The sequence below is a fragment of the Pantoea sp. XAF26B01_ASV70 genome (assembly GCF_054512635.1).
On sequence record NZ_CM137251.1, the window covers coordinates 1,406,982 to 1,420,239 of the forward strand.

Below are 13,258 nucleotides of genomic sequence, written 5' to 3' on the forward strand. Positions count from 1 at the left end.
GAGAGGCAATAAGATGGACTATACGCTCACCCGCATAGACCCGAACGGTGGTGAGAACGACCGTTATCCTCTGCAAAAGCAGGAAATCGTCAGCGATCCGCTGGAGCAGCACGTTCATCGCAGCGTTTATATGGGCAAACTTGAAAATGCCCTGCATGACATGGTGAACTGGGGGCGTAAAAACTCCCTCTGGCCTTATAACTTTGGCCTGTCCTGTTGTTACGTTGAGATGACAACATCATTCACCGCGGTCCACGACGTGGCACGTTTTGGCGCCGAAGTTATGCGCGCTTCGCCACGTCAGGCCGATTTCATGGTCATTGCCGGTACGCCGTTCACCAAAATGGCCCCGGTTATTCAGCGTTTGTATGATCAGATGCTGGAACCCAAATGGGTGATCTCCATGGGTGCCTGCGCTAACTCTGGCGGCATGTATGACATCTATTCCGTGGTGCAGGGTGTCGATAAATTCCTGCCGGTCGATGTTTATATTCCTGGCTGTCCGCCACGTCCTGAAGCGTATATGCAGGCACTGCTGCTGTTGCAGGAGTCGATCGGCAAAGAGCGCCGTCCGCTCTCATGGGTGGTTGGCGATCAGGGCGTTTATCGCGCCAACATGCCATCTGAGCGTGAAAGAAAACGCGGCGAGCGCATTGCAGTCACAAACCTGCGCAGCCCGGACGAAGTTTAAAACCGTATGGATGGAAAACAGCGCCTGCAGCAGAACATCACAATTTAATGCATGGCCCCATCCTGACGCCTTCATTTGAGTGCCTGAGACCAGGCCGGAATGGTGAGTAACGTATGACAGATTTGACCACGCAAGATCTCGCTCAGCCTTCATGGCAAACCCGTGATCACCTTGATGACCCGGTGATCGGCGAGTTGCGTAACCGTTTTGGGCCGGATGCCTTCACTGTTCAGCCAACCCGTACCGGTATTCCGGTGGTGTGGGTGAAGCGTGAACAGATACTGGAAATTATCGAGTTCCTGCGTAAATTACCCAAGCCTTACGTCATGCTGTATGACCTGCATGGTGTGGATGAGCGTTTACGTACCCACCGTGCAGGCCTGCCTGCGGCGGATTTTTCCGTTTTCTACCACCTGCTGTCGATTGAACGCAACCGCGACATCATGCTCAAGGTGGCACTCTCTGAAAACGATATGCATCTGCCGACCATCACCCGCCTTTTCCCTAATGCCAACTGGTATGAGCGTGAAACCTGGGAGATGTTTGGTATCACCTTTGATGGCCACCCGCATCTGACGCGCATCATGATGCCGTCGACCTGGGAAGGCCATCCGCTGCGTAAAGATTACCCGGCGCGCGCCACCGAATTCGATCCGTTTACGCTGACCAAACAGAAAGAAGATCTGGAGATGGAAGCGCTGACCTTTAAGCCTGAAGACTGGGGCATGAAGCGCAGCACCACCAACGAAGACTTCATGTTCCTGAACCTCGGGCCTAACCACCCGTCGGCGCACGGTGCGTTCCGCATCATTCTGCAGCTGGATGGTGAAGAGATTGTCGACTGCGTGCCTGACATCGGCTATCACCATCGTGGTGCCGAAAAGATGGGCGAGCGTCAGTCGTGGCACAGCTACATTCCTTACACTGACCGCATCGAGTACCTCGGCGGCTGCGTAAACGAAATGCCGTACGTACTGGCGGTGGAGAAACTGGCCGGTATCGTGGTGCCCGATCGCGTTAATGTAATCCGCGTGATGCTCTCTGAGCTGTTCCGCATCAACAGCCACCTGCTTTATATCTCCACCTTTATTCAGGACGTCGGGGCCATGACGCCGGTGTTCTTTGCCTTTACCGACCGTCAGAAAATCTATGACGTGGTTGAGGCGATTACCGGTTTCCGTATGCACCCGGCGTGGTTCCGCATCGGTGGTGTCGCGCATGACCTGCCGCGAGGCTGGGAACGTCTGCTGCGTGACTTCCTCGACTGGATGCCAAAACGTCTTAAAGAGTATGACAAAGCGGCACTGCGCAACAGCGTACTGATTGGCCGTTCCAAAGGCGTTGCTGCTTACAACATGGAAGAGGCGCTGGCGTGGGGCACTACCGGTGCTGGTCTGCGTGCTACCGGTCTCGACTTTGACGTACGTAAATGGCGTCCCTACTCCGGCTACGAAAACTTCGATTTTGAAATCCCGGTCGGCGACGGCATCAGCGATGCTTACAGCCGCGTCATGCTGAAAATGGAAGAGATGTGGCAGTCGCTGCGCATTCTTGAGCAGTGTCTCAACAACATGCCAGAGGGTCCGTTTAAAGCGGATCATCCGCTGACCACGCCGCCACCGAAAGAGCGCACGCTGCAGCACATTGAAACGCTGATCACGCACTTCCTGCAGGTTTCGTGGGGGCCGGTGATGCCAGCCAATGAGTCGTTCCAGATGATTGAAGCGACGAAAGGGATCAACAGCTACTACCTGACCAGCGATGGCAGCACCATGAGCTACCGCACCCGCGTGCGTACGCCGAGCTTCCCGCATCTGCAGCAGATTCCTTCAGTAATCCGTGGCAGCCTGGTATCCGACCTGATCGTATATCTGGGTAGTATCGATTTTGTTATGTCAGACGTGGACCGCTAATTATGCACGATCAAAACATTGCCATTAAAACGATCGACCCTAACGAGGTCTTCGTGCTGAGCGCGGAAGAGCATCACGCCATTGAGCACGAAAAACACCACTACGAAGATGCGCGTGCAGCCTCGATTGAAGCGCTGAAGATCGTGCAGAAACAGCGCGGATGGGTGCCGGACGGCGCCATCAATGCGATTGCCGAGGTTCTGGGTATCCCGGCGAGTGATGTTGAAGGTGTGGCGACATTTTACAGCCAGATCTTCCGTCAGCCGGTTGGCCGTCATGTGATCCGTTACTGTGACAGCGTGGTCTGTCATATCACCGGTTATCAGGGCATCCAGTCAGCACTGGAACAGCAACTGAATATCAAACCGGGTCAGACCACTGCCGATGGCCGCTTTACACTGCTGCCAACCTGCTGTCTGGGTAACTGCGATAAGGGGCCAACGATGATGGTGGATGAAGACACGCATGTGCATCTGACGCCGGAAGGCATCCCTGGTTTGCTGGAGCAGTATCAATGACAATTAAACAGATCATTCGCACTGCAGAAACCCATCCGCTGACCTGGCGGATGCGTGACGACAAGCAACCTGTCTGGCTTGACGAATATCGCAGTAAAAACGGCTATGCCGGTGCGGAAAAAGCGCTGAAAAGCATGTCGCAGGATGAAATCGTTGCGGCAGTAAAAGATTCAGGCCTGAAAGGGCGCGGCGGTGCGGGCTTCTCCACCGGGCTGAAGTGGAGCCTGATGCCGAAAGATGAGTCGATGAATATCCGTTACCTGCTGTGTAACGCCGATGAGATGGAGCCGGGCACCTATAAAGACCGCCTGCTGATGGAGCAGATGCCTCACCAGCTGGTGGAAGGCATGCTGATCAGCGCCTTTGCGCTGAAGGCTTACCGTGGCTATATCTTCTTACGTGGCGAATACATTGAAGCCGCGGTGCATCTGCGTCGTGCGATTGCTGAAGCGACGGAAGCGGGCTATATCGGTAAAAATATTCTCGGTACCGGCTTCGACTTTGAGTTGATCGTCCACACCGGCGCAGGTCGTTATATCTGCGGCGAAGAGACGGCACTGATTAACTCACTGGAAGGCCGTCGTGCAAATCCGCGTTCGAAACCGCCATTCCCGGCGAGTGCGGGCGCGTGGGGCAAACCGACCTGCGTGAACAACGTGGAAACCCTCTCCAACGTTCCGGCGATTCTGGCCAACGGCGTGGAGTGGTACAAAAACATCTCTAAAAGCGAAGATGCCGGTACCAAAATGATGGGCTTCTCCGGACGGGTTAAAAATCCCGGCGTCTGGGAGCTGCCATTTGGTATCACCGCACGTGAAATCCTTGAAGATTATGCGGGCGGTATGCGTGACGGACTGAAGTTCAAAGCCTGGCAGCCCGGCGGGGCAGGGACTGACTTCCTGACCGACCAGCACCTGGATCTGCCCATGGAGTTTGCCAGCATCGGCAAAGCGGGCAGTCGTCTGGGTACGGCGCTGGCGATGGCGGTCGATCACGAGATCAACATGGTCTCGCTGGTGCGTAACCTGGAAGAGTTCTTTGCCCGTGAGTCGTGCGGCTGGTGTACACCGTGTCGCGATGGCCTGCCGTGGAGCGTCAAAATTCTGCGTGCGCTGGAGCAGAAGCAGGGTCAGCCAGGCGATATCGAAACCTTACTGCAACTCTGCCGTCAGCTTGGCCCGGGTAAAACCTTCTGTGCGCATGCGCCGGGTGCGGTTGAGCCCCTGCAGAGTGCGATTAAATATTTCCGTGAAGAGTTTGAAGCCGGCATGGCACCGCAGGTGTTTGGCAATACCCGCGCCATTGGCGGGATCCAGCCAAACCTGCTGAAAGCGCGCTGGTAATTCGCCGAAGAACACGGAACAGGCCTGGTGCCGCCGCCCCGACAATGTCGTGCGTCGGGGCAAGAATATGATTAACGCTCGTCTCTGACGAGCCTTACGGAAGCATGTCACTATGGCTACAATTCATGTAGACGGTAAAGAGTATGATGTGAACGGAGCGGACAACCTGCTACAGGCATGTCTCTCTCTGGGCCTTGATATTCCTTACTTTTGCTGGCATCCGGCGCTGGGAAGCGTTGGGGCCTGCCGCCAGTGTGCGGTAAAGCAATTCCAGAATGCCGAAGATACCCGCGGCCGTCTTGTCATGTCCTGCATGACGCCGGCCTCTGACGGCACATTCATCTCCATCGATGATGGCGAAGCAAAAGAGTTCCGCGAAAGCGTGGTGGAGTGGCTGATGACCAACCACCCGCACGACTGTCCGGTGTGTGAAGAGGGCGGTAACTGTCACCTGCAGGATATGACAGTAATGACCGGCCACAGCTTCCGCCGCTATCGCTTCACCAAACGTACCCACCGTAATCAGGATCTCGGCCCGTTCATCTCCCATGAGATGAACCGCTGTATCGCCTGTTACCGCTGCGTGCGTTACTACAAAGATTATGCCGATGGCAAGGATCTGGGTGTCTACGGCGCACACGACAACGTCTACTTCGGTCGTCCGGAAGATGGCACGCTGGAGAGCGAATTCTCCGGTAACCTGGTTGAAATCTGCCCGACCGGCGTCTTCACCGATAAAACGCACTCCGAACGCTATAACCGTAAATGGGATATGCAGTTTGCGCCGAGCATCTGCCAGCAGTGCAGTGTGGGCTGTAACACCAGCCCGGGTGAGCGTTATGGTGAGTTACGCCGTATCGAAAACCGTTATAACGGCACCGTAAACCACTATTTCCTGTGTGACCGTGGCCGCTTTGGCTATGGCTACGTGAACCGTAAAGATCGCCCACGCCAGCCGATGCTGCTGCGCGGCAACGACTGGGTGACGCTGAACGCAGAGCAGGCGGTCAATGCCGGTGCAGATTTGCTGCGTCAGGCGAAAAAAGTGATCGGTATCGGCTCGCCGCGCGCCAGCATCGAAAGTAACTTCGCGCTGCGTGAACTGGTCGGTGCAGAGAACTTCTCTACCGGCATGCCAGCGGGCGAGCAGGCCCGGCTTGAACTGATGCTGAAAATTCTGCGTGAGGGCGGTATCTATACGCCATCGCTGCGTGAAATTGAAAGCTACGATGCGGTGCTGGTGCTGGGCGAAGATCTGACCCAGGTGGGCGCACGCGTGGCGCTGTCAGTGCGTCAGGCCGTGAAAGGCAAAGCGCGCGACATGGCTGCCGCTCAGAAAGTGGCAGACTGGCAGATCGCCGCGATCCTGAACATCGGTCAGAATGCGAAACATCCGCTGTTTATCACTAACGTCGATGAAACCCGTCTGGATGATATCGCGGCATGGAGCTATCGCGCACCGGTTGAAGATCAGGCGCGTCTCGGTTTCGCTATCGCCAGTGCGCTGGATGAAACCGCCCCGGCGGTGACCGATTTCGACAGCAAACTGAACGGCAAGATGGATGTCATCGTGCAGGCGCTGGCCGGCGCGAAAAAACCGTTAATTATTTCCGGGACCCATTCCGGCAGCAGCGCGATGATCGAAGCGGCTGCCAACGTGGCCAAAGCGCTCAAAGCGCGCGGTGCCGACGTCGGGATTACGCTGCTGGCGGGACACGCCAACAGTGTGGGTCTTGGCCTGATGGGCGGCAATCCTCTGGAAAGCGCGCTGGAGCAACTGAGCAACGGTGAAGCCGATGCGCTGGTAGTACTGGAAAATGACCTCTATCGCCATGCACCGAAAGCGCTGGTGGATGCGGCGCTGGCCCAGACCACTAACGTGATTGTGGTTGATCATCAGCGCACCGCGACGCTGGAGAAAGCGGGTCTGGTGTTATCAACCGCCAGCTTCGCCGAAAGTGATGGCACCTCGATCAACCATGAAGGCCGCGCACAGCGTTTCTTCCAGGTTTACGATCCTTCTTACTATGACAACAACGTAGTGATGCTGGAGAGCTGGCGCTGGCTGCATTCGCTGCACAGCACGCTGGAAAGCCGTCACGTCGACTGGACGCAGCTGGACCACGTGATCGATGCGGTGGTCAGTCATCTGCCACAACTGGCCGGAATCAAGGATGCGGCACCGGATGCCAGCTTCCGTATTCGCGGACAGAAACTGTCGCGTTCACCGCACCGTGCCAGTGGCCGTACCGCGGCGCGCGCCAATATCAGCGTGCACGAACCGCGTCAGCCGCAGGATCAGGACACGATGTTCGCCTTCTCAATGGAAGGGAACAACCAGCCAGGCGCACCGCGTTCGCAGATTCCGTTTGCCTGGGCACCGGGCTGGAACTCACCGCAGGCGTGGAACAAGTTCCAGGTTGAAGTGGGCGGCAAACTGCGTAATGGCGATCCGGGTGTACGGCTGTTTGAAGCCAGCGCAGCCAGTCTGCCCTGGTTCAGCAACGTTCCGGCGGCATTCCTCAGTGAAGCGCAGTGGCGCGTGGCTCCTCTCTACCAGCTGTTTGGTAGCGAAGAGATGTCACAGCGTTCACCGGTCTTCCAGCAGCGTATGGCACCGCCTGCACTGGTGATTAACCCGGAAGATGCAGCGAAGCTGGGCGTCAACAATGGCGCGGCGGTTGAGTTCATCTGTGCCGGTGAGACAGTGCGTCTGCCGGTCCGTTTCTCGGCGTCACTGCAGGCGGGACAGATTGGTCTGCCGCTGGGCATGCCGGGCGTTCCGCCATTCCTGGCGAACGGTAAAATCGACACTCTGCAGGAGGCGGCGCAATGAGCTGGTTAACACCGGACGTTATCGACATTCTGCTGGCCATTGTTAAAGCCATCGTGATTCTGCTGGTGGTTGTGGCCTGCGGCGCGTTCATGAGCTTCGCCGAGCGTCGTCTGCTCGGCCTGTTCCAGAACCGTTACGGACCAAACCGCGTAGGCTGGGGCGGCTCGCTCCAGCTGGTAGCGGACATGATCAAAATGTTCTTTAAAGAGGACTGGGTTCCGCCGTTTACCGACCGCTTTATCTTTACCCTTGCGCCGGTTATCGCCTTTGTTTCACTGCTGCTGGCCTTTGCTATCGTGCCGGTTTCGCCAACCTGGATGGTGACAGACCTGAATATCGGTCTGCTGTTCTTCCTGATGATGGCGGGCCTTGCGGTCTACGCGGTGCTGTTTGCCGGCTGGTCGAGTAATAATAAATACTCGCTGCTGGGCGCGATGCGCGCCTCGGCGCAGACCCTGAGCTACGAAGTGTTCCTGGGTCTGTCGCTGATGGGTGTGGTAGCGCAGGCGGGCTCGTTCAATATGAACGATATCGTCAACAGCCAGACGCACCTGTGGAACATCATTCCGCAGTTCTTCGGTTTCGTGACCTTTTGTATTGCTGGCGTGGCGGTGTGTCACCGTCATCCGTTTGACCAGCCAGAAGCGGAGCAGGAACTGGCGGACGGTTATCACATCGAATATGCCGGTATGAAGTTCGGCCTGTTCTTTGTCGGCGAATATGTGGCGATCACCACCGTTTCAGCGCTGATTGTGACGCTGTTCTTTGGTGGCTGGCACGGCCCATTCCTGCCGCCGTTCATCTGGTTCGCCCTGAAAACGGCGTTCTTTATGATGATGTTCATCCTGATTCGTGCTGCGCTTCCGCGCCCACGCTACGACCAGGTGCTGTCATTCGGCTGGAAAGTGTGTCTGCCGTTGACGCTGTTGAACCTGCTGGCGACTGCCGCAGTGATTCTCTACACAGCGCCGTAAGGGGTTAACAAATGACTTTGAAAGATATTGTCGTAGGCTTTGGCACGACAGTTCGCAGTATCTGGCTGATCGGGCTGCACGCCTTCGCCAAACGTGAAACTCAGATGTATCCGGAAGAGCCGGTTTATCTGCCACCCCGCTATCGTGGCCGTATCGTGTTAACCCGCGATCCGGATGGTCAGGAGCGTTGCGTCGCCTGTAACCTGTGTGCGGTTGCCTGTCCGGTTGGCTGTATCTCGCTGCAGAAAGCTGAAACCAAAGATGGCCGCTGGTACCCGGAGTTCTTCCGTATCAACTTCTCACGCTGCATCTTCTGCGGCATGTGTGAGGAAGCCTGTCCAACCACGGCGATTCAGCTGACCCCCGATTTCGAACTGGGTGAGTTTAAGCGTCAGGATCTGGTGTATGAGAAGGACGATCTGCTGATTTCGGGGCCGGGTAAATATCCGGAGTACAACTTCTACCGCATGGCAGGTATGGCGATTGACGGTAAAGATAAGGGCGAAGCAGAAAACGAAGCGAAGCCTATCGACGTCAAAGGCTTATTACCTTAAGGAGCAAGGCATGGAATTTGCGTTTTATCTTTGCGGGCTGGTGGCGGTGCTGACGACGTTGCGCGTCATTACCCACACTAATCCGGTACATGCGTTGCTGTACCTGATCGTTTCGCTGTTATCGATCGCGGGCGTCTTCTTCTCTATGGGAGCCTATTTTGCCGGTGCGCTGGAGATCATCGTCTACGCCGGTGCCATTATGGTGCTGTTCGTCTTCGTGGTCATGATGCTGAACTTAGGCAAGCAGACCGAGAAGCAGGAGCGTGAGTGGCTCAGCCCGTCACTGTGGATTGGCCCGGGTATCGTCTCATTGCTGCTGCTGGTCGTAATGGTCTACGCCATTCTGACTGCCAACGATCAGGGCATCGATGGCACCATCATCGACGCCAAAGCGGTCGGCATCAGCCTGTTCGGTCCTTACGTACTGGCGGTTGAACTGGCCTCAATGCTGCTGCTGGCGGGTCTGGTCGTGGCGTTCCATATCGGTCGCGAAGAGCGTCAGGGCGAAGTCCTGAGTAACCGTAATGCTGACGCCGCTCAGGTGAAAAAGGAGAACGCATGATCCCGTTACAACATGGATTGATTCTTGCTGCCGTGCTGTTTGTCCTTGGACTGACGTCGCTGGTAATACGCCGCAATCTGCTGTTTATGCTGATCGGCCTTGAAATCATGATCAACGCCGCCGCCTTAGCCCTGGTGGTTGCCGGGAGCTATTGGGGTCAGGCCGATGGACAGGTGATGTATATCCTGGCGATCAGCCTGGCGGCAGCGGAAGCCAGTATTGGTCTGGCACTGCTGCTTCAGCTCTATCGTCGTCGTCAGACGCTGAACATTGATACTGTGAGCGAGATGCGCGGATGAATCTTCTCTATTTAACTGTCTTGTTTCCGCTGATCGGCTTTCTGCTGTTAGCGTTTTCGCGCGGTCGCTGGTCAGAGAACCTGTCGGCCACGATTGGTATGGGATCCGTGGGTCTGGCGGCCCTGACCACGGCTATGGTCGGTTTTGACTTCTTCGCCAACGGCCAGCAAGCCTACACGCAGGCGCTCTGGACCTGGATGCATGTCGGCAACTTCGACATGAAGGTGAACCTGACGCTGGATGGCCTGTCGCTGACCATGCTGTCTGTCGTAACCGGTGTCGGTTTCTTCATTCACATGTTCGCCTCCTGGTACATGCGTGGAGAAGAGGGCTACTCCCGCTTCTTCGCCTATACCAACCTGTTTATCGCCAGCATGGTTGTTCTGGTGCTGGCCGATAACCTGATGCTGATGTATCTGGGCTGGGAAGGGGTAGGACTCTGCTCTTATCTGCTGATCGGTTTCTACTACAGCAATCCGGAAAACGGCAAAGCGGCGATGAAAGCGTTCATCATTACCCGCGTGGGCGACGTCTTCCTGGCATTTGGTCTGTTCATCCTCTACAACGAGCTGGGCACGCTGAACTTCCGCGAGATGATGGAGCTGGCTCCTACGCACTTTGCCGCAGATAACCATATGCTGCAGTGGGCAACGCTGATGCTGCTGGGTGGCGCGGTCGGTAAATCGGCTCAGCTGCCGTTACAGACCTGGCTGGCAGATGCAATGGCCGGTCCGACACCGGTTTCGGCACTGATCCACGCCGCGACCATGGTGACAGCAGGTGTCTACCTGATTGCCCGTAGCCACGGTCTCTTCCTGCTGACGCCGGAAGTGCTGCATCTGGTCGGGATTATCGGGGCGATTACCCTGGTGCTGGCAGGCTTTGCCGCGCTGGTACAGACCGACATCAAACGTGTTCTCGCTTACTCCACCATGAGCCAGATTGGCTACATGTTCCTGGCGCTGGGTGTTCAGGCGTGGGATGCGGCGATTTTTCATCTGATGACGCACGCCTTCTTTAAAGCGTTGCTGTTCCTCTCTTCGGGTTCAGTGATTCTGGCCTGCCATCACGAGCAGAACATTTTCAAAATGGGTGGCCTGCGTAAGAGCATTCCGCTGGTCTACACCTGCTTCCTGGTGGGCGGCGCGGCGCTGGCGGCACTGCCGCTGATTACGGCGGGCTTCTACAGTAAAGATGAGATCCTGTTTGGCGCACTGGCTAACGGTCACATCAACCTCATGGTTGCGGGTCTGGTGGGGGCGTTCCTGACCTCTATCTATACCTTCCGTATGATCTTCATCGTGTTCCACGGCGAAGAGAAAATTCATGCGCACGCCGGTAAGGGTATTACCCATCATCTGCCGCTGATTGTGCTGCTGCTGCTCTCCACCTTTATTGGTGCGCTGATCACGCCGCCGCTGGCAGGGGTACTGCCAGCCAATGAGTTCGGTGAAGCGGGCAAAGTGGGACTTGAAATCACCTCGGGCGTCGTAGCGATTGTCGGCATTCTGATCGCTGCCGCGCTGTGGCTGGGCAAACGTGAGCTGGTTACCCGTATCGCAAACAGTGCACCAGGCCGTTTCTTCGGCACATGGTGGTTTGCGGCCTGGGGCTTCGACTGGCTCTACGATAAAGTGTTCGTCAAACCTTATCTGGGTATTGCGTGGCTGCTGAAGCGCGACCCACTGAATGGCCTGATGAACCTGCCTGCGCTGCTGTCACGTATTGCCAACAAAGGCCTGGTAGTCAGTGAGAATGGCTACCTGCGCTGGTACGTTGCGTCAATGAGCGTGGGCGCCGTGCTGGTGCTGGCTCTGCTGCTGGTGATTTAAAGATTGATGAGCGGGGCAGGTTAGCTAATCTGCCCATTGAGAATGTCAAAAATTGTCCTGAGCAAGGGCGTTATCGTCGCGGCCAGTTTGGTTACCGCCAGCGCACAGCAACCGGAGCATACCGAGGTATGTGAGGATTGCGAGCACTGCCGGGAGCCAAAATGGCAAGTAAGATAGCCCGAACTAAGACAAAGAAAAGGGAAGTGTGCCGTGTTATTACCTTGGCTAATTATCATACCCTTCGTCGGTGGTCTGATCTGCTGGCTCACTGAGCGCCTCGGCGCGAAGGTGCCACGCTGGATCGCACTGATCACTATGGGGCTGACGTTGGCGCTTTCACTGCAACTCTGGTTGCAGGGAGGCTATTCACTGACGCAGGCAGCGGGCATTCCGCAGTGGCAGTCAAGTTTCTCCGTTCCGTGGATCCCACGCTTCGGCATCAGCTTCCATTTAGCCATTGATGGCCTGTCGCTGCTGATGGTGGTGCTGACCGGCTTGCTCGGTCTGATGGCGGTGCTCTGTTCATGGAATGAGATTTCAAAGTATCAGGGCTTCTTCCACCTGAACCTGATGTGGATCCTGGGCGGCGTAATCGGTGTGTTCCTCTCCATCGACCTGTTCCTGTTCTTCTTCTTCTGGGAAATGATGCTGGTGCCGATGTACTTCCTCATCGCGCTCTGGGGTCATAAAGCATCGGACGGCAAAACCCGTATTTCCGCTGCGACCAAATTCTTCATCTACACCCAGGCTTCAGGTCTGGTGATGCTGATTGCGATTCTGGGCCTGGTGTTTGTTCACTACAACGCGACTGGCGTCTGGACATTCAACTACGAACAGCTGCTGCAGACGCCAATGTCGAGCGGTGTTGAATATCTGCTGATGCTGGGCTTCTTTATCGCCTTTGCGGTGAAGATGCCGGTGGTACCGTTGCACGGCTGGCTGCCGGATGCGCACAGTCAGGCGCCAACGGCCGGTTCTGTTGATCTGGCGGGTATCCTGCTGAAAACCGCAGCTTACGGTTTACTGCGTTTCAGTCTGCCGCTGTTCCCGAATGCGTCAGCCGAGTTTGCGCCAATCGCCATGTGGTTAGGCATCATCGGTATCTTCTACGGTGCCTGGATGGCCTTCTCGCAGACTGATATCAAACGTCTGATTGCTTACACCTCGATTTCGCACATGGGCTTTGTGCTGATTGCCATCTACACCGGCAGCCAGCTGGCGCTGCAGGGCGCGGTGATTCAGATGATTGCGCACGGTCTCTCCGCTGCAGCACTCTTCATTCTGTGTGGTCAGCTGTATGAGCGTCTGCATACTCGTGATATGCGTCAGATGGGTGGCCTGTGGTCGCGCATCAAATGGATTCCGGGTCTGTCGCTGTTCTTTGCCGTTGCCAACCTCGGTATGCCAGGCACCGGTAACTTCGTCGGCGAATTTATGATTCTGACCGGCAGCTTCCAGGTGGTGCCGATGATTATCATCATCGCGACCTTTGGTCTGGTGTTTGCCTCGATTTACTCGCTGGTGATGATGCAGCGCGCTTATTACGGCGAAGCGAAATCGAAAGATCCGCTGCCAGGCATGTCACCGCGTGAGTTTATGACCATCGGTGTTCTGGTGGTGCTGCTGGTGCTGCTGGGCGTCTATCCACAGCCGATTCTGGATACTTCGCACGCTGCCATGAGCAATATTCAGCAGTGGTTTACCGCTTCAATTTCAACTACAAGGCCGTAATTCGC

General features: G+C 56.2%; 11 protein-coding genes. All 11 read left to right on the forward strand.

Annotated elements, in window-relative coordinates; genetic code table 11:
* The first annotated feature begins 13 nt into the window (after nt 1-13).
* The 11 genes from ACX8ZY_RS06780 to nuoM all read left to right on the forward strand — a co-directional run bounded on the left by ACX8ZY_RS06780 (nt 14) and on the right by nuoM (nt 13,253).
* Nucleotides 14-691 carry a NuoB/complex I 20 kDa subunit family protein gene (locus tag ACX8ZY_RS06780; RefSeq protein WP_003854245.1) on the forward strand — a complete coding sequence of 226 codons (678 nt, stop codon included), beginning with the start codon at nt 14-16 and terminating at the stop codon, nt 689-691.
* A 113-nt stretch (nt 692-804) separates the two neighbouring features.
* The gene (nuoC, locus tag ACX8ZY_RS06785) at nt 805-2,604 is read left to right on the forward strand and encodes an NADH-quinone oxidoreductase subunit C/D (protein ID WP_010258063.1); all 1,800 of its coding nucleotides are present in this window, start codon (nt 805-807) and stop codon (nt 2,602-2,604) included.
* Nucleotides 2,605-2,606: 2 nt separating this feature from the next.
* Entirely contained in the window at nt 2,607-3,122 is a 516-nt protein-coding gene (gene nuoE, locus ACX8ZY_RS06790) for an NADH-quinone oxidoreductase subunit NuoE (RefSeq protein ID WP_039388486.1), read from the forward strand.
* A 2-nt stretch (nt 3,123-3,124) separates the two neighbouring features.
* Nucleotides 3,125-4,465, forward strand: a complete 1,341-nt coding sequence (gene nuoF, locus ACX8ZY_RS06795) for an NADH-quinone oxidoreductase subunit NuoF (protein WP_029519446.1) — start codon at nt 3,125-3,127, stop codon at nt 4,463-4,465.
* 112 nt (nt 4,466-4,577) lie between these two features.
* Nucleotides 4,578-7,301: an NADH-quinone oxidoreductase subunit NuoG gene (gene nuoG, locus ACX8ZY_RS06800; protein WP_158149158.1), complete on the forward strand. Its 2,724-nt coding sequence runs from the start codon at nt 4,578-4,580 to the stop codon at nt 7,299-7,301.
* Entirely contained in the window at nt 7,298-8,275 is a 978-nt protein-coding gene (gene nuoH, locus ACX8ZY_RS06805) for an NADH-quinone oxidoreductase subunit NuoH (RefSeq protein ID WP_003854240.1), read from the forward strand. The genes nuoG and nuoH overlap by 4 nt, the downstream gene beginning before the upstream one ends.
* A gap of 11 nt (nt 8,276-8,286) precedes the next feature.
* Entirely contained in the window at nt 8,287-8,829 is a 543-nt protein-coding gene (gene nuoI / locus ACX8ZY_RS06810; protein ID WP_003854239.1) for an NADH-quinone oxidoreductase subunit NuoI, read from the forward strand.
* 10 nt (nt 8,830-8,839) lie between these two features.
* Nucleotides 8,840-9,391 carry an NADH-quinone oxidoreductase subunit J gene (gene nuoJ, locus ACX8ZY_RS06815; RefSeq protein WP_010258075.1) on the forward strand — a complete coding sequence of 184 codons (552 nt, stop codon included), beginning with the start codon at nt 8,840-8,842 and terminating at the stop codon, nt 9,389-9,391.
* A complete protein-coding gene (nuoK, locus tag ACX8ZY_RS06820) occupies nt 9,388-9,690 on the forward strand; it encodes an NADH-quinone oxidoreductase subunit NuoK (RefSeq protein WP_003854236.1) in 303 nt (100 codons plus the stop codon). Before nuoJ ends, nuoK begins: the two co-directional genes overlap by 4 nt.
* Nucleotides 9,687-11,522 (forward strand): NADH-quinone oxidoreductase subunit L, encoded by a 1,836-nt coding sequence (gene nuoL / locus ACX8ZY_RS06825; RefSeq protein WP_158149159.1) that lies wholly within the window; start codon nt 9,687-9,689, stop codon nt 11,520-11,522. Before nuoK ends, nuoL begins: the two co-directional genes overlap by 4 nt.
* A 210-nt stretch (nt 11,523-11,732) precedes the next feature.
* Entirely contained in the window at nt 11,733-13,253 is a 1,521-nt protein-coding gene (gene nuoM / locus ACX8ZY_RS06830) for an NADH-quinone oxidoreductase subunit M (protein WP_010258081.1), read from the forward strand.
* The last annotated feature ends 5 nt before the right edge of the window (nt 13,254-13,258 follow it).